Origin of the sequence: Microcoleus sp. AS-A8 (genome assembly GCA_039962225.1) — a bacterium.
GTDB lineage: Bacteria > Cyanobacteriota > Cyanobacteriia > Cyanobacteriales > Coleofasciculaceae > Allocoleopsis.
Map to the genome: position 1 here is coordinate 1 of JAMPKV010000010.1, position 22,872 is coordinate 22,872.

Genomic DNA, 22,872 nt, shown 5'->3' on the forward strand with positions numbered 1-22,872 from the left:
CAGGGATGTTTCAAATCAACTAGTCCATCAAGTACAGCGATACAGACTTGAGGATGACCCAATGTTTGAGATGTAAGTAAGGAAGTCACTGCCTCTTGTTAAACGATTTATATAGACGAAGATATAACTAAAGCTATTTGGCTTTATCAAGTCAATCAAATAAATTAATAAAGCTAAATCAATATCGCCTCTGCTGTCGTCTCCGCTTCAAATCCTCAGCCAGTCGAATATCCACCAGTTCCCCCTCCTCCCACGCTTCACCATCCGGTTTAACCAACCGTTGTGCGAGTTTTTGGAGTTCTACATCTGAAGCGCGATCGCCTTCTAGCAACTCATTAATCCGTTCCACAGGCATTTCAACATCAGCCGCAAGTTTCCCAAGCGCCCAGTCACGGTTACTCAGCGTTTCCTCAATCAGAGATGCGATCGTTGGTACGCCACTCACCACATCAGTGCGGCGAGCAGTCTCCGTTTGTCGCAACTGCTCTAGCGATTCATTTTCACCTAGCCACGCATCAATCAGCTCCACTGCCACATCACTCATCTTGCGCCCATGCATCGCGCAAGCCGCCTGAAAACGCCGCTTAAATTCTTGGTCTGGTAAGTAAAGCCTTACAGAAACGTATTTATCTTCAGCCAATCCTTGTTAAGCACAAATAACCTTGTGCTTAATTATCTCTGGATTGTATCAGCGCTAGGCAAAATAGGCACATAGTCACTCATATTGCATTTTTGTGACTATGTGCCTAAAATTAAGTTACTTCTAAAAAAAATCTCGATGAAGCCAACCGAACAGCAACAGCGCTTCCCCCAAACTCAACCAGACCCAGCCTACCTGCAAGCCTTACAAGACTTTGGCGTGTTGGAATTGCGCGATGCCGTAGGCACTGCACTTGGTGCAGAACGCTTAACATCTCTTAGCAAAACAAACCCACTCAGCCAAGGAGAACTCGACTCACTCACCGCCTTACTCATCCGCCAACTCACTAACAACCTGAATCGCCAACAACTCTCCAATCTCCTGAAAGCTTTCCAGTTAGATAGTTCAATTTCTGGCTTACCCTCGCTGAGTTTCCATCCTTCAGTTTCGGGTGTTAGCCTGCCAGAGAATTTCCCGGATAGTGCAGAAACGCCCCAGTTTTTGTATGGCGATCACATCCAGTGGAAGCCGCTATCTGATACAGACGAAACCGACAGGGGCATCGTCATTGGGCGGTTTTACGCCTTTGATCCTCATCGCTACCAATGGGCGTGGAAATATCTAATTTTTCTCACTCCCGAATCTCCCAGCACTCAATTCTGTGTAGCGGATACCTGTTGGGAAGAACATCTCGAACCTTTGCCATTGGAAACAAACTCATGACATCTCCTCGTCCCCTCGGACAACAAGAACTAGAGTTAATTCGTCTCTACGCCAACTGCCAGTTAGGGATGTCTCCCCGTACCTTTGAAGCCAAGTGGAACGTTACGCGATCGCAAATGGCAGCTATCTGTCAATGCTCCCTCGCCACAGTCCAACGCTGGTTTGAGCGAGGAAGTAACTTTTCGCCACCGACTCGATACCACTTGCGCTACTTAGCACTCGCAGATTTATTTATCGAGCATTTTGAAGAAATTCCCGACAGATTAAAAGCTCTCTTATGCCCTGTGTCCAATAGTCAAGGCTAATTTAAACAAAATTAACAAAAACCTATCAGATTGGGAGGAATTCAATTCATGCCTAACTTGTCCACAGAAGAACGTTTTAGGGTGGTTAGAAGTATTCCGTTGCTGCTGCCGACCTCTAGTACGAACAAGGACATGACCTCTATTTCCACCTTCGACATCACCAAAGAACCCCTGCTCGACTTGCTACGGGACATCCAACAGGGCAAAATACAGCTCGTGGACTTTCAACGTTCTTGGTGCTGGGACGAAGAGCGCATCGAACGGGTGATTGCTAGCGTCTCCCTTGGTTTCCCAGTGGGAGCGGTAATGCTCCTTCAGCAAGGCAACCCGGATGTCAAATTCAAGCCCCGCCTTGTCGAAAGTTTGAACCTCGCTCATCCTCCCGTGCCGACAGCTTTGATTCTTGACGGACAGCAACGCCTCACCAGTCTGTTCATGTCCCTGCTATCCGACCAACCCGTGCGGATTGACCGAGGCAAACGCTACCCACCGGAGCAACGTTGGTACTACATCGACATTGCCCAAGCTCTCGACTACCCCCACACCGATCGCCGCGATGCCATCTGGGGCTTAACGGTTGATAAAAAGCTCTACCGACCTGGACAACCTGTAATTGACTGTTCGGCACCGAAAAAAGAATTTGAACTCGGTTTATTTCCCATTTCCCAGGTCTTTAATTTCCCCCAGTGGCGCTCTCAATACTGCAAATACTGGCATTACGACCCCCAAAGATTAGCCTTGATTGATGAGTTTGAAGCAACCGTTATCAAAAAATTCGAGCATTATCAGATGGGATTGTTCGTCTTGAGAGCTGAACTGCCTAAAGAAGCTGTTTGTTACATTTTCGAGGAAAACAACAAACGACAATGCGAACTGACACAATTTGACTTGTTAACCTCCTCCTTTGCTGCTACTGATTTTGATTTGCGCTCAGACTGGATAGCTATAGAGAAACGCTTTAGTTCTCATCGAGTTTTGCGCCTGTTAAAGCCAACGGATTTCTTGCAGGCGATCGCGTTGATGGGCAACTATGCGCGACGAGTGCAAGCTCAGCAGCAGGGTTGTCATCCTGAACGGCTACCGGGAGTAGCCTGTAATCGTCAGGATGTGCTGGGTTTAGAGTTGGCGCAATATCAGCACTGGATGGAACCGATCAGTGCTGCCTTTGAGGAAGTGGCTCGTTTTCTCCATACTCAAGCCATCTTCGATGCTAACGATCTTCCTTATCCCATGCAGCTTGTGGTTATGGCTCCTTTATTTGCGATTTTAGGAGAGGGAATGAAACTGGACTGGGTGCGGCAACACTTACAACAATGGTTTTACTGTGGGGCAGCATCGGGGATTTATTCGCGTTCGCGGGAAGCGACTGCCGGGAAGGATTTGCTCGAAGTCCCTCAATGGCTTAATGGTGGCGAAGTGCCATCAACAGTAAAAGAAGCACATTTATCAGCAGAACGGTTGCAGAGTTTAGTGAATTCTCAAGGGGCGACTTACAGAGCGATCGCTGCTTTACTCAGACGTGATGGGGCATTAGATTTTGTCAGTGGTGAACCCATTACGGCGGCTCGTTACTTCGACGAGAAGATTGAGAACCACCACATCTTCCCTCAACAGTGGTGCAAGCAACAAGGTATCCCTCGCTCACGTTATAACAGCATTGTCAACAAAACACCCCTAACGGCGAAGACGAATAAGTTTTTAGGGGGAAAAGCCCCATCCAAGTATCTGGCAAAGTTAGAAGAACAGGGGATGTCAAGACAGAGGATTGATGAGATTTTGCGATCGCACCTAATTGAGCCGACAACTTTGCACAGCAATGATTTTGAGGCATTTTTTGAAGCAAGAACCCAGGCGTTGGTAGCAAGAATTAATAGGGCGATGGGTAAGAGTTTAGTTAGAAAGTTGTTGCAGGAAAATGGAAATGGGAACGGGAACGGGTTCCATCTAAAGAGATTTATCCCTAATCAAGCTCTCATGTAAAAGCGGCGATCGCCCAAAGGGCGGTGCCAGAGGCAATCGCCGGACTGTATTTAGAACAACTGTTTTTGTCTGGGGTTATGTAGTACATCTGTTTTAATTGAGATTTTCAAATTTTACTCTCTTAGTTTTCCCAAGTCATGAGCATCATTACATTTCAATGCCACCTCAAAGCGACTGAAGACTCCCTGGGTCATCTCTGGAGGCTAATGGTGGAGAAAAATACACTTTTGGTCAATGAACTGCTACAGCAGATTAATACTCACCCTGATTTAGATAACTGGTTGCAAGAAGGAAACATCACAGCCCAAGTCATCCAAGGACTCTGCAAAAATCTCAGAGCTGAATCTCGCTTCCAGGATATGCCAGGTCGTTTCGCTAACGCTGCTGAGAACTTAGTCAAATACATTTACAAATCCTGGTTTGCTCTACAGGAAAAACGGAGGTTTCGTCTCCAGAGAAAACAACATTGGCTCTCTATGCTTAGAAGCGATTTGGAACTAGAACAAGAAAGCGGTTGTAGTTTAGAAACGCTACGTGCTCAAGCCACGAAAATCCTCACCCAGAAAAAGGCTGAGTTAGAGCGCAATCAAGAAGAAAAACCAGACCCAGCTCCCAAGGATAATTCAAAAGCCTTATTCAACAGCCTCTTCCAAGCCTACGACAAAGCAAAAGCCCCCCAGGAACGCTGTGCGATCGCCTATTTATTGAAAAATAACTGCAACGTTAGCAAAGTAGAAGAAGACCCTGAAGCTTATCAACTGCGGCGGCGCAAGAAGGAAATTCAAATCGAACGCCTCGGCGAACAGCTCAAGAGCCGTCTTCCCAAGGGAAGAAATCTATCTGACCAAGAGTGGCTGGAAGCCCTGGAACAAGCGCAGGAACTAATCCTCGATGACGAAAAATTGAGAGAAGTGCAAGCCAGCCTTACCAGAAAACAAAGTTCAGTTCCTTTCTCGATATCCTACGAAACCAGCACCGACTTGCGATGGTCGAGAAATGAACAGGGGCGCATCTGCGTTAGCTTCAATGGCAAAGGCATTAGCCAGCATAGCTTTGAGGTCTTCTGCGACCAGCGCCAACTACATTGGTTTGAACGCCTTGCTCAAGACTACAAAATTTTTACACAGCACAAAGAACAGGTTCCTGCTGGATTGCTGACTTTACGTTCTGCTCGACTAGTTTGGCAAGAACGTGAAGGTGAGGGCGAACCTTGGCAAGTGCATCGGCTGTTGCTTCACTGCTCTGTTAACACTCGTTTGTGGACGGCGGAGGGAACAGAGGAGGTACGTGCCGACAAAATTGCGAAAACGCAAAAAATCATCGACAGCATGAAAGCAAAAGGCAGTCAGAGTAACAAGCTGACAGCCCATGAAACTTCTCTAAAGCTACTCAACACCTTTGAGGGCTTCTCCCGCCCCAGTCAAGCAGGCTACAAGGGCAATCCCTCAATTGTCATTGGGGTAAGCTTCGGACGAACCAAACCAGCAACGGTTGCGGTGGTCAACGTCGAGACTGGCGAAGTTCTGGTATACCGCGATGTTAAGCAATTACTGAGCAAGCCCATCAAGGAGGGGAAAACTAACAAGAAAAAGACTCAGTATGAGCAACTCAAACGTAGGCGAGAGCAGGAACGCCTCAACAGCCACGAACGCCACAACGCTCAAAAAAATGGTGCTCCTTGTAACTTTGGAGAATCGAAACAAGGGGAGTATGTAGATAGGCTGCTGGCAAAAGCGATTGTGGAAGTGGCTTCACAGTATCGAGCTAGCAGTATTGTCCTACCTGACTTGAGAAATATAGAGGAAGCGACTGAGAGTGAAGTGCGAGCCAGAGCTGAACAAAGATTTCCTGGCAATCAAAAGCTTCAAAATGGCTACGCCAAGAATTATCGTGCCAGCATTCACCGTTGGAGTTACAACAGGTTAGCCCAGTGTATTCAGGTTAAAGCCGAAAGAGCTGGAATTGCCACAGAACAAGTACACCAACCGCATGGGGACACTCCTCAAGAGAAAGCAAAGAATTTAGTCCTAGCTGCTTATAAAAACCGTAAAGTATCCGCTAGCTAGGCCAAGCTATTCTGAACCTTGACAATACAAATATAATGAATTAACAGCGCCGCTTGTACATGCTTATTGCCTCTGTACAGCGCTAAGTTAGGGTTTGTTTGACTGCTCGCAAGGCAGTCCTACTTTCTGAACCCTGGAGCTGTCCGGCCCGTGATGCTGCCCTATGAATACCTTCTTCATAGGTGGAAAAGTTCCCGTGTCTGAATACTGAAGTATTAAGTATACGGGAAAGGTGCGCTCTCAGCGAAATGTGGTCGGGCTGAGGGAGAAGGTAAATTTTCCCAAAGCCTTAGCCCTTGTTAACAAGGGTGTGGATTACCACAGTGGTGGCTCCGAACTCGTCCCCTTCGGGGGAGCCCTCCCTAATATTTTTTTGATGGCTCAAAGCGGGGTCAAAATCTCCCAGTAGCCGTCAGTCGTTCAAAACTCTTGTCCCGTCTTGATTTTAGACGTTCATATCACTAATCTTTCTCCTTGGGCAAGAGCTGAAATGACCAATTTAAAATCAGCCGACAAAAATGTATTTGTCAGCTTGTTTGGACAAGGGTTTCAGCGGGCGCGGTTTCATCAACCCTCCCGCCTTGGGGTGGGTTGAAAGGCAATTGAAGAACAGGAGGAAGCTCGGACTTTTTAGTTTCATCAACCCTCCCGCCTTGGGGTGGGTTGAAAGAAATATGGAAAGCCTCGGATCGAGCAAGGCTATCAGTTTCATCAACCCTCCCGCCTTGGGGTGGGTTGAAAGTCGTCTCTGTCTTTCTGAACCATTGGCTTATTCTTAGTTTCATCAACCCTCCCGCAACAGGGTAGGTTGAAAAGCATAGGAAACTACAATACGAAGTACCGCAATTTTAACAAGGGAGGGTTGAAAGGAGCGCCTGCCTTACAACTCAAAAACCGAATATTATTTACTTTAAGTAAAAATCTGAGTTTATTCTCCACAAACAGCGACGTTAATTTGCGAATAGTTAATTACAGAGAACAAGCGACATTAATTTGCGATTTTTGGCATGGATTTACTAAAAACGACACTAATTTGCGAATCGCGACATTTAATCTGCGAATGTACAACATACGACATGGGCAGTACTGGACTCGAACCAGTGACATCCTGCTTGTAAGGCAGGCGCTCTACCAACTGAGCTAACCGCCCGATAACATAATTAGGTTAACACAAAAATGATAATAACATATGCCCTCCGGTCAAATACATGATCGCATAACTTTGTGGAGCTTACCCGTCGTCACCGGTTTGACCCTAGCCTCGACACAGAGTGGCAATCTGGCCTTAATCGTTTCCGGAGGGTTCCTCTTTAGTGGGCTGATGCTCAGTCCTGACTTAGACCTGAAATCCTTACCCTTCAAGCGCTGGGGGTGGCTGCGGTGGATTTGGATACCCTACCAAAAAGCGATGCGCCATCGCTCAATCTTTTCTCATGGCCCTCTCATCGGCACTACTCTCAGGATGCTTTATCTGGCTACATGGACAGCCTTGGTGGGGATACTGATTTTGGGCGTCGTCCAGTTATTCCGAGACGTGCCTTGGAGTTGGCAGCAGTTTGGTCAAGATATCAAGCAATTGCTGATCAATTACCAAGCCGAATGGATTGCCCTGTTTGTGGGTTTGGAACTCGGAGCGATGATTCATTCTGTCAGTGATTGGACTAGCACTGCCCTCAAGCGTTCTCAACGGAAGCCCAAGCGCAAATCGACGACACGCAAGCGCACCCCGTCCCGGCGTACTTCCCAGAAATGAAGGTAAAAGACTTAATTAACCCTTGTCCACAACGCTAATCCACCGCCCCGCCCCCTCGCGGCTATGCATTGGTTCTGCACCAGGAAGTAGGTGAAAAATGCCTGCTCTTTGACACTTTGTTCATAAAAGCGGGTTTCCCGTTCTTCACCCCCACGAATATAGCCCTCATATAGCTTCAGTCCCGATAATGACACTCGCATCCGGGTAAAGTCGAACGCAAGTATATTAGTTTTTGACCAGAACTGGGTAGGGCCAGTAAGAATGAATTGCAACAGTCCGAGTTCAACGGAATTTTGCACCCGGCCTCGCTCTTGAGAGGAGTCCGATGGGGAGTAGGATAGATGAATCTTGACCCACTTGGGTAAAAACCGTCCAGCACCTAGAATAATCCCTGCTCGTTGGCGTGATTTCTTCGTCCCTGTGATAAACCCTAATCGCCAGCTACCGAGCAATTGTGGATAGGTATAGCGCACTTTGCTGTGTTTAGCCGCTTTTTCTGCCATGAGCAGTGCTTCAACCACCGCCTCTGGTGCCGGGGCTATTGCAGATGGGGTTGTTAAAAACTCAATCGCTGGGTCTAATGCGGAGTCCATTTTGGGAAGATACGAGGTTGGGTGAGTTGCCCAGATGAGCGGGAGCAATAGGCTAAGGGCGCTATCATTATGGATGTAGAAGTTAAGTTTTGTAAAGCACCTTGACTGCAACCTTGAAACCCACCAACAGCGCCAGTGTATCAACAACCTGGCACGCTCTCGAACCCCTCTGGCAGGGAGGCGAAGAAACCGTTCAGCAAGGATTACCCCATAGTCAGCTAGCACCTGCTTGGCAGATATTGCTGTTAGGAGATGGCTCTCCCACTCGCCATCTGCAACTCCTCACAACGGAGCCGACGGAAGTCGATGTGATTGATATGTCCCTGATTGGTATGGCAGATGATGGGGCACCAAAGCATATTCAAGCCGTACCCGCGCCAAGATTAAGACGGCAGGTTTGGTTACGCACGGCTTCGGGTCAGCGACTAGCCTATGCTGCTTCTTGGTGGGATGCGAACCATGTCGATGAATATTTACAAAATCGCAATATACCGATTTGGGCTAGCCTTTCTCGCTTACGCAGTGAACTCTATCGGGATATTCAGGGAATTTATTACGGTCACTCAGAGGCGTTAGAGTTAGCGTTTGGGGAGAAAGGGCCGTTCTGGGGTCGCCACTACCTATTTTGGCATCATGGGCAACCTCTCACGCTCATTTATGAGGTGTTTTCACCTTATTTGAAAAAATACTTAGGAGAGACGCATCTTAATATAGAAGCCGAGCTTTAATTGAGTCCAGCCAGCTTGGCAATTAATTTTGCTCTCAATCATCCTAGAGTAGGTGTAATCCCTACTCTAGGATGGCTTTGACCGATGAGCGAGTAGAAACTTTGATATCAAGTCCGGCTAATTACCCACAAAAAATTCTCTCTTCTCTGCATCTTTGCGTCAGTCCTAATGATGGGCATCCAAGCGGACATGATATTAGACAGTCACTACTTTTTCGGCTTTTTCAATTTTTTCCAAGATGAGCTTGGAACGCTTAACCATCTCTGGAATTGCAATTGGGTAATCACCTGTGAAACAGGCACTGCAAAAACTGTTGGGGTCTTCCCCTGTGGATTCCAGCATTCCCTTCCAACTCAGATAAGCCAAACTATCTACACCGATTTGCATGGCAATGTCTTCTACTGACTTTGTTGCCGCAATTAATTGGTCTTGGCTATCTGTATCAATGCCATAGAAACAGGGGTGAGTCACTGGCGGTGAAGAAATTCGCATATGAACTTCAGTCGCACCTGCATCACGCAGCGCTTTAACAATTTTGCGGCTGGTCGTTCCCCGCACAATCGAGTCATCGACAATCACGACACGTTTCCCCAATAAGACATCTTTCAGGGGGTTGAGCTTCATCCGAATGCCCGATTCCCGCATGGATTGAGTCGGTTGGATGAAGGTGCGACCCACATAGCGATTTTTAATCAATCCTTCCGCGTAGAGAATGCCGGATTCTTGGGAAAATCCAATCGCGGCAGGAATACCGGAGTCGGGTACACCAATGACGATATCAGCATCTACTAATGACTCTTTTGCCAACTGACGCCCTAGCTTTAAGCGATAGCTATACAGCGTTTCATCCGTCATGATGCTATCGGGTCTGGCAAAGTATATCATTTCAAAAATGCAAAGCTTGCGCTCTGGCTTGGGACTCCAGTGAAAGGATGCCATCCCTTCTTCGGTAATCCAAACCAATTCCCCTGGTTCAACGTCCCGCAGGTATTCAGCACCGATAATATCTAAACCACAGGTTTCTGATGCCAGCACGTAGCGCTGAGGATGACTGCCTACAGTACCAATGACGAGAGGGCGGATGCCATTGGGGTCGCGCACGCCCATCAACCCAACTGGGGTGCCAATCACTAAACTATAAGCGCCTGAACAGTGACCAAAGGCACTGAGGGCTGCTTCCAACCATTCTTTGCCGCTATCGACTTCTGAGCCGATCGCGATCGCAATCATCTCAGAATCCGTTGTTGTCGTAAAATTACAATTACGCTGGAGCAAATGTTCGCGTAGCTCTCCTGTATTCACCAAGTTGCCATTGTGGGCTAGAGCCAGTTTCCCTAAGCGAGTTTCCACCAGAGCAGGCTGAGCATTGGCAATACGACTAGAACCTGTGGTAGAGTAACGAGTATGGCCTACAGCCATGTCCCCTGGCAGCTCGGCTAAGATTGACTCGTTAAAAACCTGGGACACTAGCCCCATATTCTTGTATAGATGCACCCGGTCTCCCTGAAACACCGCAATCCCTGCTGATTCTTGACCCCGGTGCTGTAGCGCATAAAGACCAAAGTAAGTTAATTTAGCGACATCTTCCCCCGGTGCGTAGATGCCAAAGACTCCACAAGCTTCCTCCGGTTTATCGGGTCGCTGTGCATAGCTATCCTCAGATTGAGCCGGATGCTGCTGAGAAGAAAGGGGTTCGTGATGCATCATACTAAGATAGGTTCCTGATAGCGGCAGAACGTCAGTGAGACTTAGAGCGAAGCAAAAAAGCGTCGTAATTGTTAAGGTGGGTTAACAACTCTTTAACAATAGCACCAATAACAGTCGCTGGGTGGACTGAATGTGTTGCTATTAAAGCCTTTGATCTGTTTTACACAGGCGTTTACCGCCCAGCTATACATTCAAACGTCGTTCAAGAGCGTTTGAAAAGCCTTCGCTCATTTCTATCATCGTAACGTCGATTATCGGCTGATTGTCATCAATTAACAGTTTTAATCCAGCATTTTGGCTCTTGACAAAACCTAGATTTTGCCAATGTTGAGTCTGCTCGCCCCATTGATCCTTCAGGTAAGATTCCCACATAGCTTGGTGTTCAGGCTTGACCGATACGAGAATGCGACTGGCACTCTCACCAAAAAGTACCTCATCCCAACGCCTCTCTACATCCGTTAGCCCCAAGTTAATTTGGGCACCCAATTGACCAGCAATACAAGATTCAGCGAGGGCAACCGCAATTCCGCCTTCCGCACAATCATGGGCAGAACGCACCCAGCCTTGACGAATCCCTTCCCGTGTTGCAGCTTGGACGCGCCGTTCCAAATCAAAATCCACGACAGGCGGTTTACCCGCAACAACGCCATGAATACTGGCGAGGTATTCAGAACCCCCTAAACCGAGGTAAGGCGTAGAATCAGTCAGTGGCAATCCCAAAAGATAAATTAAATCTCCTTCAGCTTGCCAACCTTGAGTGCAAATGCGAGTCATATCAGGAATCAACCCCACCATCCCAATCACTGGCGTTGGGTAGATAGGCTGAGGTGTGCCAGTGGCATCCAATGTTTCGTTATAAAGAGAGACATTACCCCCAGTCACAGGCGTTTCCATGATTCGACAAGCCTCTGCAATCCCCTGACATGCCGACGCCAACTGCCAATATCCGATCGGCTTTTCGGGACTGCCAAAATTCAGGTTATCGGTAACCGCTAAGGGTTCCGCACCCACACAGCTAAGGTTCCGCGCCGCTTCGGCAACAACGGCTTTAGCCCCTTCATAGGGGTCAAGATAGACATAACGAGAATTGCAATCTACCGTTGCTGCAACGGCTGATTTTGGATTGAGAATGCCTTCTTCCACTGGACGCAACCTGACAACAGCCGCATCAGCACCACCGGGCAACATCACAGTATTGTTTTGCACTTGATGGTCGTACTGGCGATAAACCCAGCGTTTAGAAGCAATCGTGGGAGTATCCAGAAGTTGCAGGAGGAGATCACTCCAAGTTTTACGGTTCCCTTGGATGTCAATTCCCTCAGTGGTGCAAGCAGGGAGAGAGTTGGCTGTCCACTCCCAAGCTTGACGGGCATATTCCGGCGGTTCAGCTAAAAGTTCTCGGTGATAAATGGGCGTATTATCGGCTAATGCTGTGGCTGGGATTTCCGCTGCCACTCCGCCTTGGAACAAAATTCGCACAATTGGCTCTTCAATAACCGTACCTGCTACTACAGCCTGTAGCCCCCAGCGATGGAAAATATCAATTAACTCTTGTTCCCGTCCTTTGTGAGCAACAAATAACATCCGTTCCTGGGATTCGGAAAGGAGATATTCATAGGGAACCATACCGCTTTCCCGCACTGGAATCAGGTCTAAATCCAGCTCAATTCCTACACCGCCTTTTGCTGCCATCTCTGAGGTAGAACAGGTAATTCCAGCTGCACCCATATCTTGGGCGGCAACGACAGCCCCGGTTTTAAAGGCTTCTAGACACGCTTCAATTAAAGATTTTTCCAGAAATGGGTCACCCACTTGCACCGCAGGGCGGTCATCCATGGATTGTTCGCTGAGTTCCGCACTGGCAAAACTCGCCCCACCCATGCCATCTCTACCCGTGGTAGAACCGACGTATAAGACTGGATTACCGATACCCGCCGCCCCGGATTTGACGATTTCTGGGGTTTCCATCAATCCCAGTGCCATGACATTCACGAGGGGATTATCGCTATAAGCGGGGTCAAAGTAGACTTCGCCGCCGACGGTGGGAACCCCGACGCAATTATGCGTCACGATGCCAGAAGTGGTGGCAAAAAGATGGGTATTGTCTACCTCAACATCGTAGACATCGCATTCATCAACACTATTGACTGCTAAACTTTTAATCTTTACAAAGGCTATTTCATTGGAAACTTGATAACGGGGAAATGAATGTTGTGTCCCGTTATAGCGTTCTAAGGCTGTCGCTAACTGCTCATTGCGTTCTTCGCCAAACACATTGGCTAATGCTGTTAATCCACTAACATTGCCAACTTCCAAACTCCATAATGGCTTACGCACATGCATACGACCTTGGATTTGTCCCTCACAGGCTGGTCGCTGATAGATATAAGGGATTGCTCCCTGACTCTGAAGCAGTATCACAGCTTGCTCAAATAGTTTGCGGCTTGTTGTTCCAAATGCGATTTTGGCATGATTACCATGAGTTTTCGTGGTTAACGAGCCATCACCTCGCAACAAACCTTTAAGGGCTTCACGCTGTAAATAGCGAGGCCATTGGAACACAAAAGCGGGAAAAGCTTTATCGATTGCTCCGGTACCGCACTTCCAAACCTCTTTCAAAAGGTAGCCAAACAGCCATGAAGTTGCATAAACAGCAATAGTGGAATCACGTTTTTCGATGCAGGGTCGCAGCCCAAGATTTTTCAGTCCAAATACCACGTCATTGACGTACTCGTCCTCATGAAGAGCAAACGTGAAAATGATTTTATAGGTATTGCTATTTTGAGAAACACATCCTTCGGAGAGATAGTAACCAAGTAAGCGTGCAAATACCTCATCGGGCTGGATAACGGCGAACATGTGGTTGGCTTTGCCACGTCGGAAGAGACAGATATCGCTTCGCGACACATTCAGCAATGGCTCTAGGCTGAGAAAATGTGAGAGAGGTAATGTCCCTTTTTTCAGGTATCTGTGGCGATTACAGGCAGAAGGTTCGAGTTTCTGTAAAGCTGCGCGTAGTTCCTCTGTAGGTTCCCAGCTTGGTGGTAGGTTTACATAAACATTTTTATCGCCCTTATGCTGTTCACCTAGAGTAGTCAGCAAATCCAGAGATGGAGCATCACTCTGTTGTTGCTCTACCTGCGGGTAGGGCATATTGATGAGTATGGGAATCTGGTCGCCAACTAGAAGGGATTGCGATTCGCGGGTGCGCCATTCCCCATCTTCCAGGAGCAACATGGGATGGTCGGGTGTGACGGTGAGAGTTCGACCAAGGGCTGTACGAATGGTTATCAGGGTTGTGGCGCGTCGTTTGAACAGACGGCGCACAGGTTGCCAACAACTTTGCTGTGTGTCGGCATCCAAGGAAAGTGTTTCAACTGAGGCAGAAGGCTCTAATTCGACTGTAGTCTGAGTTGAGGGCAAACGCGATTCAACAAAATTGCCGATTGTATCGAAATGTACGCCTTTGTCGTCCCGCCAGATAAAGGTTTCACTGGGGATTAAGCAGTTGCCATAGTGGGAGATTCCTTCTACGACACCACTGAATAGCCTTCGCGTCCTGGCATCGTCCAGGGAACCGAAGCGCAGGGAGTTGAGTACGGCAATGGGACGCGCCCCCATGGTAAAAATATCCCGTAGGATGCCGCCTACTCCCGTTGCTGCACCTTGAAAGGGTTCAACGGCGGAGGGGTGATTGTGGGATTCGATTTTAAACGCCAGTCTTAACCCGTCTCCTAAGTCTACGACTCCGGCGTTTTCTCCGGGGCCGACTAAAATGCGATCGCCTTCTGTGGGAAACTGCTTGAGTAAGGGACGCGAGTTCTTGTAACAGCAATGCTCTGACCACATCACGCCAAACATTCCCAGTTCAGCCTTGTTGGGATGACGCCCTAACCGCTGGACGATGTCTTGGTATTCTTCAGGCTTCAAGCCTTCAGCGGCAATTTCTTCGGGAGAGAAGGGAGCAGAGGAGATGCTGGACATGAACACTTTGCAATGGGCGACAGTGCCATATTTTATCGGTATTTAGGATACTTGCGATGAGAAAACCTTTTAGATTTTAGATTTTGCAGGGTTTGGAGTTGTTTTTTCCAGCGTTGGTAACGGTATCATCGCTCTTGGCATTGGGATCACATTCCCCAGCGCAAGGCAGGGGTTTTGACGGGTGCATCCCAAAGTTTAATCATCTCCTCATCCATCTTCAGCAGGGTGATGGAGCATCCTTGCATTTCCAGGGAAGTGATGTAAGGGCCGATTAAATTTCGCACAATCTGAAGGTTATGCTTTTGGCAGACTTCTGCTAATTTGCGATAAACGATGTACAACTCAGACAGGGGAGTGCCACCCATACTGTTGACAAAGGCGAGGACGGAATCACCGCTTTGCAAGGGTGAGTCAGTTAGTTCAACCTCTATCCATTGTGATTTGTCCGCATCCCATTCACGCACGGTGCGGGAGTAGTTCATGTCTTCGATGATAGAAACTGCCAGCATCTCGGTGATTTCATCGACTGACTTGAGAGGCATTCGTTGGCGTCCCGGTTCCCCGTGAATACCGATACCCGCTTCCATTTCATCTTCCCCCAGTTCAAAAGTGGGGCTACCTTTGGCAGGTACGGTGCAGGAAGTGAGTGCTATCCCCATGCTGCGTCCGTTGAGGTTAACCTTATGGCAAAGGTTGGTAAGTTGCTTCAAGTCATATCCCTGTTCAGCCGCAGCACCACAGATTTTTTCAGCCAGGACGGTTGTGCCAACACCTCGACGCCCTTGGGTGTAGAGGCTATCTTTAACCGCGATATCATCATCAATCAGAATATTGGATATTTCGATGCCTTCGGAGTGAGCTAGTTCGGCTGCCATCTCGAAGTTCATCACGTCGCCACTATAGTTTTTAACGATATTGAGGACACCAGCATTCCCATTAACCATCTTGGCAGCTTCTAGCATTTGGTCAGGAGTGGGAGAGGTGAAGACTTCACCGGGACAGGCAGCATCTAACATGCCGAAGCCAACAAAACCGCCGTGCATGGGTTCGTGTCCACTACCGCCACCGGAGATAAGGGCGACTTTGTTTTGAATGGGTGCGTCGGCGCGATAGATGAAGTGAGGGTCAAGGTGGACTTTGATTAGGTTAGAATGGGCGGCTGCCATGCCTTGTAGGCTTTCGCGTACTACATCGTCGGGGTTGTTGATGAGTTTTTTCATAGTTTCTCCATTGCCTTCTGTGTCGGTACTCCAAGTCTTAGTCAGTATGGCCCCAAGAACCGCTCTCCATTAAAGTGGATCATGTGAGTTGGAGACTGGGCTATCCAAACTTCGGTCTCCCAAGAGATGTTGGTCAAATATTTCGCCAGGTCGATTCGATTAAGGAAGGCGCTGACAAATACAAGACCCGCTGTTGAATCCTTGAATACTATCTCAAGCTCATTCCGGCGTTTTGGGTCTACGGAGCCATGACTGGTAACAGCCTCAATCAGCACGAGCCAATTCTTCTCAACATAGTGAACCACAACGTCGGGCATCTTTCCGTGGGTATCGACAGCAACACCTAATGCCTCAAGTGATTCTCTGTCAAAGTAGCCCCACTTATTAGCTGCATCGCCTACATAAATTAGCTTTCCACCTGGAGTGAAACGAGGGCAAAACTCGTTGATAATCTGCTCAATCAGTATGTTCTGCCCACCTGGTGATAATGAGATGGTCTTACCTGAAGCTACCGTTACAGGAATCCATGCCATCTCCCGTTCTAAGGCGTACCGCCCTTGTAGTGTCTCGACAGACGTTAGGTAGATTTTTAGTTTCTCAGTCCAGGTATCTGTCTCGTAAGCACGGAGTAACTCCAGCGTGTTTTCCTCGACTTGATAAACAGTTTTGGGGCTGTTCGGCGGTCTTGAAGGCTTGTCCGGGTTGGCGACAAGAATACCAGCTTCTAAGAACTGATGAACAGTCTGACGACGGATAGTTTCGCGAGTGTTGGGTGCGTACTGTTTCCCGTAGTACTTAGCGATGAATTCCATGATGGGAGTGATTCCCCGTAAAGGGTTACTTGCATCAGACCAAGGGTTATCCGGTTTTAGATGAAGTAGAGCCAGCAACGTCAGGGCAGACCTCTCATTTTGCTGTGCAGGTGGTAGACCTAGATCTCTGAGAACAGCCTTGGCTTCCTCAGTTCTCCTAGTCATTTTAAGAGCGAGAGAATTGGTGTTGTCAGGCATGTAGGATGAATCCTTTTTGAAGAATTCAAGAGATAGTTGTATGGGTTGACTTAATAGATAAGGTTCTTTAAGTGATATCGACTCATGAGCTTGTAAACATGCTTTGACAGAACAAGCTACAGCATGAGCCAAGATGGGAGGAACTGCATTGCCAATCTGGTTATACTGGCTGTCTTCAGAACCCTGGAATTCAAACCAATCGGGAAAACTCTGTAAACGAGCACCTTCACGAACCGTAAGCCTACGCCTGCGTCCATCGGGCAAACGAATCCGCAGCATATCGCCAGTAGGAGCACTCAGGTTGCGGCAAGTCACGGTTCTAGAGGGAGCATCAAGGTGCAAATCTCTGGGTCTGATACATTTGGAGGCTATCTCATATTTCTTGACATATTCATCCATGCTGGAAGTGAGAAACTTTGAGTTAGGAGGTGCAACAAATGCGAATTCTCCGAGTGCTTCACCAGCGGTGTAAGGTGAGTTTAAATGGGTTTTTTCTGGCCATTGCCAGCCCCCTTGATGAGCAACGCAAAACAGACGCTCTCTACGCTGAGGTACGCCATAATGGGCAGCGTTAAGAATATTCCACTCAACGATATAGCCTAGTTCTTTTAGAGCTATAACAATCTCTTCAAAGTAGGCTTTGTTGCGAAATAGCATTCCGCGCACATTCTCAAATAAGGCTATTTTTGGATGATAGCGGTCAATGGCGTCGAGAAAAATTGGGAACCCATCGCGACTATCTTGGAGTCCCAACTGGTGTCCATTGACGCTAAAAGGCTGACATGGGGGGCCTCCAACGATCACATCTGCTTCAGCCATCAAATTGGGGTTGCGTGTCAAAGTTAACTGATAACATGTACCCTGCAAGTTTTGCTGATAAGTAGCGCAGGCATCCTCTAGCATTTCATAACCAACTGTTTTAAAGCCAGCTACTTCAAAACCCAGCGCTAGCCCTCCACAACCGGCAAACAGATCGATGACTAAAGGTTCCGTTGGCTCTCTTAGAGGGAGTTGGAGTTCTTGTTCCAAAAAATCAAAGTAGAGAGGTCTGTGGTTGAAGATAGCCGTTTTCATCGAAGTCTATATTTTGTGCGTTCCTCACTATAAGTCAGCACCCATCGGACTAACGATGAACAATAAAATATAAGCCTGCGCTGAATAAAACTGAATCACTTTGCACAGGCGATCGCATCACGTTGCATTTTACTGGTTTCAACTCAATTGCCCAGAATTACATTGACTCGGACTCAATCCACACTGTAACCGCAGCAACAGCAATCAGCATCTCGTCATTTTTATCATTAAGGGAGGGAATGGCTCGACCCTGAACCACCATCCCACCAAACTCAACCGTGAGCGTTTTGCGCCCAAAAGGGAGCACAGCCAATACCTCGGCTTCCCGTACTTGTTCCGGATAAGGGACGGCTATTTGGACTTCAACAATCATTTGATCGGGATCGCTTAAACCCGCAACTTCCCAAACACCGGGCAAGGCATTGTGCGCGATCGCATTGCGTACAGCCCTTGCAGCAGCGACAGTCGCTTCCTGTCCGTGCTGATCGACTCCCATACCCATTTCGATAATCAAGCGTTTACGCACCACAACCCCCTCTTTTGTTTTCACTTTCTCTTCCACAGGTTAATACAACAGAGCGCTGCCTGTTCATTTCAGTCGCTAGCTAGGTGACTCGACCCCCAGCACGATTGTGTCCCAATTCTCGGATAATTTGATCGGCGTAGTTGAAAAAATCGGGAAAGCTGCTCATGCTAATTTCTTCCCCCTGTCAGGGATTATGTCATTTTGGATTTTGGATTTTAGATTTCGGATTTTGCAAGCATTGCCAATAGGTAGTTTCAGAACTTCAAACAGAACAACTCTCAACCTACTTGATATCCGTTGTTAGTAGAAGGACATGGCGAAATCAAATTTTGAAAACTTGCAAATTTACAAACTGTCGGAGAGCATCGCTGACGAAATTTGGAATATCGTCGGAAATTGGGAGCAATTCGCTAAAGATACCATCGGCAAGCAGATAGTGCGTTCTGTAGATAGCATTGGTGCCAATATCGCACAAGGTACTGATCGACATAATTTTTCAGAGCATCAACATTACCTTAGGCTCGCCCTCAGCTCTTTGAATGAAACAAGATACTGGTTGCGACGAGCTTACACTCGACATCTCTTAACACCAAAACAAATCCATAAACTCAAACCCATCGTTGATGAACTCTCCCTTAAACTAAACGCATACCTAAAATCCATAAGATCTGATTGATGGCTGAATTCGGTGTGACTTAGAACAGAGATATTGAGTTAAATTGAGTTTATTTGGGTTTTATGGAGCCGTTTAATAAGAGATAAATAGCTAGCCGTTAAGAGTTATCAATTAGTTCTTATTTGTTCTTATATTAATTGATATGGGGGTTACAATTTTCGTTTCCTTCGCGTTTTTCTAAGCTCACATCTTGAGGAAGATGACGGCTAACCCAGTCGGCATTTTCTCGAAGTACATGATAAATACTGCCACGAATCAAAGTTTCTAGACGCACTCGACTCTCTAAGGAATGATGGATAGACCCCAGGGTAGTGTCGGAAGATTTTTTTTCCTCGATAACGCTATCGCGATTGGGCAGATTCTTGAGGACTTGAGCAATCAGCTTTATACGTAATTCCTGCATCGAAAATGCTACTTGATAGGGATATTGAGGATACTCTTCCAAAATAGATTCAATTTTGTTAATCACAAATCGCAAGGTTGATTGGCTGATTTCCTGAGACATTATGCACCTCAATATAATTGAAATCGTTTTTGATATCAGGATGTCTAAGACTTCTTCTGTTTAAATAGTTTAATCCCAACAAACCACTGACAAAAGGAAGATTTCTGGAAAAATATGGGAGACTAGCCCTTTAGAGGGCAATGACTTCTTCGTACGCTTCGGAAAATATACCCTTGAGTGCATGTCAAAAAGCCCATAGGAGTATAGTCGCGTCTCACCCGCTCAAGAGCAGCGACGAGAGAGCGTCTAAAATTTTGCAGAATAATGTTCTTGTGGAAGCTCTGTGGCGGCTCGTGTCGAGAACCCTTCGGCTGGGAGCAAGAACCCAAGATAGCGCTACGCTTGATGCCATCGCCTGGACTGAACGAACAATAATCAATCGAATGCCTGTAGCAGCTTGTTGAATTGAATGATCTAATCCTAACTAAAATCTCTACAGATGGATGTTCATAGGCATCAATATTTTGGATTAAAAATTGGCTACTAAGATTACATTTGTTAACGGTATCTCATCTTATTGGATTGTAGGAAATAATCTAAGTTTGCCAAAATTTTGCACTATATTTAATTGTTTAATCGGGTGCTGTAAACATCTAGATTTTGGAGAAGGCAGGGCATTGCTGAAGAGGGATGTCTAGTCAAGGAGAATTTTTTGCACAAAACTAAAAATGTGGATAACATAGGCTCATTATGAATCGCTTTAAGAGTTGCTCAAGTGGGCCTTTGAAGCCTTAAGCAAGTGAGCAAAGCGCTGGAGCGACTTGCCAGAGCGCGATCCCCATCCGTCAAAACAGTTATTTGATTACCGCTGTATGCCTCAACTCCAAAGACATCGACTCCGTAAAAAATCAGTTTTTTATCCTTGGTTTAATAGCTGCGCTACCACCCCAGCCCCTCTCACCAATTATTGATTTGAAGCATTTTTTTGTCTTCCAACCCCAGTCAATCAGGGCATCCTCGGATTTATGTATGTCCTGGGATCACACTAGCGACGGATCTTTTGATCCCGCTTGTCTGTATACTGTATGACGGTTGATTAGTCTGAGTATACTTATCTCAAGATATTACAGCTCATGCAGTTTTTCGGACTTGTTTGGGTGACTTCCTGGGTCAGCTATATCCTTACCTCCAGCCAAGGTTTATTCAAAGTACCTGATTACCTTGTCAGTGCTTTTCCAGCCAACCTTTTGTCAGTGGTCAACAGTCCAACTGAACTACCAACTCCTCTAGTTTCGACACCCCTTTACTCAAAAATCTGGTCTTCTAAATCTCCGGTTGCCACTTTCCCTAATCTAGCCTTTCAGACGGGTGCAGGCAGTTTTCAGTTTCGACCCCAGCCCACCCAAACGTCCGTTCGTCCTCCAGTCCAACTCGATTTGCCACAAAACACATTCTGCCAGCCCAAGTCAGAGCCAGAAAACGACTTCTTGCGAGTGACACCCCTGTCATCTGTATCAGCATCCTGGGAGGAAACGTCTCCTCGTGAGGGTTCAAAAGCAACATTTCCTCAGCAGATTTTTCAGGTTATACAGAATTTGTTGCCTTGGCGTCAGCGGCGTGAACCCGTCAAAACGTTCGCGTCATCGGTTGTGGTTATGAGTACTCACTCGTCGGAACCGATTGCGGACAAACACCAGGGTGAGGGACAGCGTGTCAAGCGAGGCTTTTGGCGGTACTCACAACTTCTAACCCATCGAGCGTTTGCAGCGCCTTCTAAGCCGGAGCCAGAGAAGTTTCAAGTTTGGGTGAAGGAGCGCTTAATTGCGGAATTTCCCAGCCAGAAGCCAGCAGAACTGATGGCTGAGCGCCTGAAGCAATTTTTGTCTAACTCCTCTGATCCTTATTTGAATGCTTCACCTGTTCTACCCACCGTCTGGGAAGGGCAACCCGCTCTCAAGGTCGGCGATCGCCTATTGTTTAAAATTGATGATGCCCTAGCAACCGATTTAAACCACAATGCACAACTGTTGGTAATTGAATGGGCGAACAATCTCCGCATGGCTTTGGGAAAAGTGTCTTTGAAGCTAGCAGATGCCCAGAAGCACATGTACAACTTGGTAGAAACGCCCAGGACGTTTAAGGGTAACGCTTCTTGGTACGGTGCTTATTTTCATGGACGGCTGACGGCTACGGGAGAAACCTATAATCAACATGAACTGACAGCCGCTCATCCCTCTCTGCCGTTTGATACCTATCTGAGGGTGAAAAACCTAAACAATGGCGCGTCTGTCATTGTCCGGATTAATGATCGTGGCCCCTATATCTCTAACAGACATCTGGATTTATCACGGGAGGCGGCTCGTTGCATTGATAGTGAAAAGGTGGGGGTCATACCTTTTGAAGCCGTAATTATGCAACCGTCCTCAGTCCCAGCTCATGAGTACCTGACTAAGAATAAATAGAGCGTGGGGGCTAGAAGTTAAAATTTCCTAATTCGTAATTAGGTTTTGCATACAGATTTAGACCCTTTCGCTTTTGCGGTGTTATATCATGTCCGTCACAGAACCACACGATACGGGAGTTTGGAGCGAGGAATGCGAGTTCTCTGGGAATGGGCGCTCTAAAGCACTCACGACAAACAGGCTTTGATTAAGGTTAATCAGCCGGACACCATATCATCGGTTGTTTTTTGCTACTGTGCGAGTGTGGCAGATTTTGGAGGAATTTGATGTCCACTCACCAACAGGCGCATCCGCTCACGCCAAACCGCCTGCTTGCCTGCTTACCCGGTGAGGAACTAACAGCATTGCAGCCTCATCTGGAGCAGGTATCACTCTCACATGGGCAGTCCATCATATTGCCAAATGAGCCGATCCCGTTTATCTATTTCCCGATTAACTCATTGCTTTCTTTAGTGACGGTGATGGAGGATGGCTCAACGGTCGAAGCTGGCGCGATCGGGTGTGAGGGCATGGCTGGTTTGCCAATTCTTTTGGATGCGGGCACGACGCCCATGGAAACGCTGACGCAAATTCCGGGTCAAGCCGTGCGTATTAAAGCGGAGATTATCAAAAAGGCGTTCGCTCAAGGTGGAGCGCTGCAAAAAATTCTCCACCGTTACATACATACAACCATTATTACTGGTTCACAAACGGCGGCCTGCAACCGTATTCATCCTATAAGATCAAGACTCTGCCGCTGGTTGCTCATGAGCAGTGACGGTGTGAGTTCAGAGGAACTTGCCCTCACGCAGGAGTTCCTGGCGACGATGCTGGGCGTCAGGCGTGCCGGAGTCAGCGAAGCGGCTAGTCAACTTCAGGATAAGGGTTTGATTCGTTACCAGCGTGGACGCATCCAGATTGTGGATAGGAAGAGCTTGGAAGCATCTGCTTGCGAATGTTACAAGGTGGTCAAAGCAGAATATGAACGCTTGTTTGGCTGA

General features: G+C 47.4%; 17 protein-coding genes, 1 tRNA gene and 2 pseudogenes. 9 read left to right on the forward strand and 11 right to left on the reverse strand.

Features of this window, described 5'->3' with window-relative positions; translation table 11 throughout:
- Positions 1-178 precede the first annotated feature (178 nt).
- Positions 179-640 (reverse strand): hypothetical protein, encoded by a 462-nt coding sequence (locus NDI48_16975; GenBank protein MEP0832869.1) that lies wholly within the window; start codon positions 638-640, stop codon positions 179-181.
- A gap of 138 nt (positions 641-778) precedes the next feature.
- On the opposite strand from NDI48_16975, the gene NDI48_16980 reads away from it, so the two are divergent.
- The 4 genes from NDI48_16980 to cas12k all read left to right on the forward strand — a co-directional run bounded on the left by NDI48_16980 (position 779) and on the right by cas12k (position 5,714).
- The gene (locus tag NDI48_16980) at positions 779-1,363 is read left to right on the forward strand and encodes a hypothetical protein (protein MEP0832870.1); all 585 of its coding nucleotides are present in this window, start codon (positions 779-781) and stop codon (positions 1,361-1,363) included.
- Complete coding sequence (locus tag NDI48_16985) at positions 1,360-1,668, forward strand: helix-turn-helix domain-containing protein (protein ID MEP0832871.1); 309 nt, start codon at positions 1,360-1,362, stop codon at positions 1,666-1,668. The genes NDI48_16980 and NDI48_16985 overlap by 4 nt, the downstream gene beginning before the upstream one ends.
- 48 nt (positions 1,669-1,716) lie before the next feature.
- Positions 1,717-3,648: a DUF262 domain-containing protein gene (locus NDI48_16990; protein MEP0832872.1), complete on the forward strand. Its 1,932-nt coding sequence runs from the start codon at positions 1,717-1,719 to the stop codon at positions 3,646-3,648.
- 137 nt (positions 3,649-3,785) lie between these two features.
- Complete coding sequence (gene cas12k, locus NDI48_16995; protein ID MEP0832873.1) at positions 3,786-5,714, forward strand: type V CRISPR-associated protein Cas12k; 1,929 nt, start codon at positions 3,786-3,788, stop codon at positions 5,712-5,714.
- Positions 5,715-6,219: 505 nt separating this feature from the next.
- Here cas12k and NDI48_17000 read toward each other — a convergent pair.
- Together NDI48_17000 and NDI48_17005 are read right to left on the reverse strand one after the other, a co-directional pair.
- Entirely contained in the window at positions 6,220-6,426 is a 207-nt protein-coding gene (locus NDI48_17000) for a hypothetical protein (protein MEP0832874.1), read from the reverse strand.
- Positions 6,427-6,791: 365 nt separating this feature from the next.
- Positions 6,792-6,864: transfer RNA gene (locus NDI48_17005), tRNA-Val, on the reverse strand.
- A gap of 39 nt (positions 6,865-6,903) precedes the next feature.
- Here NDI48_17005 and NDI48_17010 point away from each other — a divergent pair.
- Positions 6,904-7,467 (forward strand): metal-binding protein, encoded by a 564-nt coding sequence (locus tag NDI48_17010; GenBank protein MEP0832875.1) that lies wholly within the window; start codon positions 6,904-6,906, stop codon positions 7,465-7,467.
- A gap of 11 nt (positions 7,468-7,478) precedes the next feature.
- Here NDI48_17010 and NDI48_17015 read toward each other — a convergent pair whose 3' ends face one another.
- Complete coding sequence (locus tag NDI48_17015) at positions 7,479-8,060, reverse strand: hypothetical protein (protein MEP0832876.1); 582 nt, start codon at positions 8,058-8,060, stop codon at positions 7,479-7,481.
- 113 nt (positions 8,061-8,173) lie between these two features.
- On the opposite strand from NDI48_17015, the gene NDI48_17020 reads away from it, so the two are divergent.
- Positions 8,174-8,788, forward strand: a complete 615-nt coding sequence (locus tag NDI48_17020; protein MEP0832877.1) for a chorismate lyase — start codon at positions 8,174-8,176, stop codon at positions 8,786-8,788.
- A gap of 195 nt (positions 8,789-8,983) precedes the next feature.
- On the opposite strand, the gene purF is transcribed toward NDI48_17020, so the two are convergent.
- The 6 genes and pseudogenes from purF to NDI48_17050 form a co-directional block, all read right to left on the reverse strand.
- Positions 8,984-10,495, reverse strand: coding sequence for an amidophosphoribosyltransferase (gene purF / locus NDI48_17025; GenBank protein MEP0832878.1), 1,512 nt, complete (start codon positions 10,493-10,495; stop codon positions 8,984-8,986).
- Positions 10,496-10,678: 183 nt separating this feature from the next.
- Complete coding sequence (purL, locus tag NDI48_17030) at positions 10,679-14,479, reverse strand: phosphoribosylformylglycinamidine synthase subunit PurL (protein ID MEP0832879.1); 3,801 nt, start codon at positions 14,477-14,479, stop codon at positions 10,679-10,681.
- Positions 14,480-14,625: 146 nt separating this feature from the next.
- The gene (dhaK, locus tag NDI48_17035; GenBank protein ID MEP0832880.1) at positions 14,626-15,699 is read right to left on the reverse strand and encodes a dihydroxyacetone kinase subunit DhaK; all 1,074 of its coding nucleotides are present in this window, start codon (positions 15,697-15,699) and stop codon (positions 14,626-14,628) included.
- A 41-nt stretch (positions 15,700-15,740) separates the two neighbouring features.
- Positions 15,741-16,676 (reverse strand): hypothetical protein, encoded by a 936-nt coding sequence (locus NDI48_17040; protein ID MEP0832881.1) that lies wholly within the window; start codon positions 16,674-16,676, stop codon positions 15,741-15,743.
- Positions 16,677-16,811: 135 nt separating this feature from the next.
- Positions 16,812-17,783 (reverse strand): annotated as a pseudogene (locus NDI48_17045) (DNA cytosine methyltransferase).
- Between the two features lie 157 nt (positions 17,784-17,940).
- Positions 17,941-18,312, reverse strand: coding sequence for a Lin0512 family protein (locus NDI48_17050; protein ID MEP0832882.1), 372 nt, complete (start codon positions 18,310-18,312; stop codon positions 17,941-17,943).
- A 310-nt stretch (positions 18,313-18,622) separates the two neighbouring features.
- Between NDI48_17050 and NDI48_17055 the strand changes: the two genes are divergently transcribed.
- Entirely contained in the window at positions 18,623-18,985 is a 363-nt protein-coding gene (locus tag NDI48_17055) for a four helix bundle protein (protein MEP0832883.1), read from the forward strand.
- Between the two features lie 133 nt (positions 18,986-19,118).
- Here the strand turns inward: NDI48_17055 and NDI48_17060 are convergent, their stop codons facing one another.
- On the reverse strand, positions 19,119-19,490 hold the full coding sequence (locus NDI48_17060; protein MEP0832884.1) for a hypothetical protein: 372 nt from the start codon (positions 19,488-19,490) through the stop codon (positions 19,119-19,121).
- Positions 19,491-21,571: 2,081 nt separating this feature from the next.
- Between NDI48_17060 and NDI48_17065 the strand changes: the two are divergent.
- Positions 21,572-21,793: pseudogene (locus tag NDI48_17065) on the forward strand (septal ring lytic transglycosylase RlpA family protein).
- A 365-nt stretch (positions 21,794-22,158) separates the two neighbouring features.
- Positions 22,159-22,872, forward strand: a complete 714-nt coding sequence (locus tag NDI48_17070) for a Crp/Fnr family transcriptional regulator (protein ID MEP0832885.1) — start codon at positions 22,159-22,161, stop codon at positions 22,870-22,872.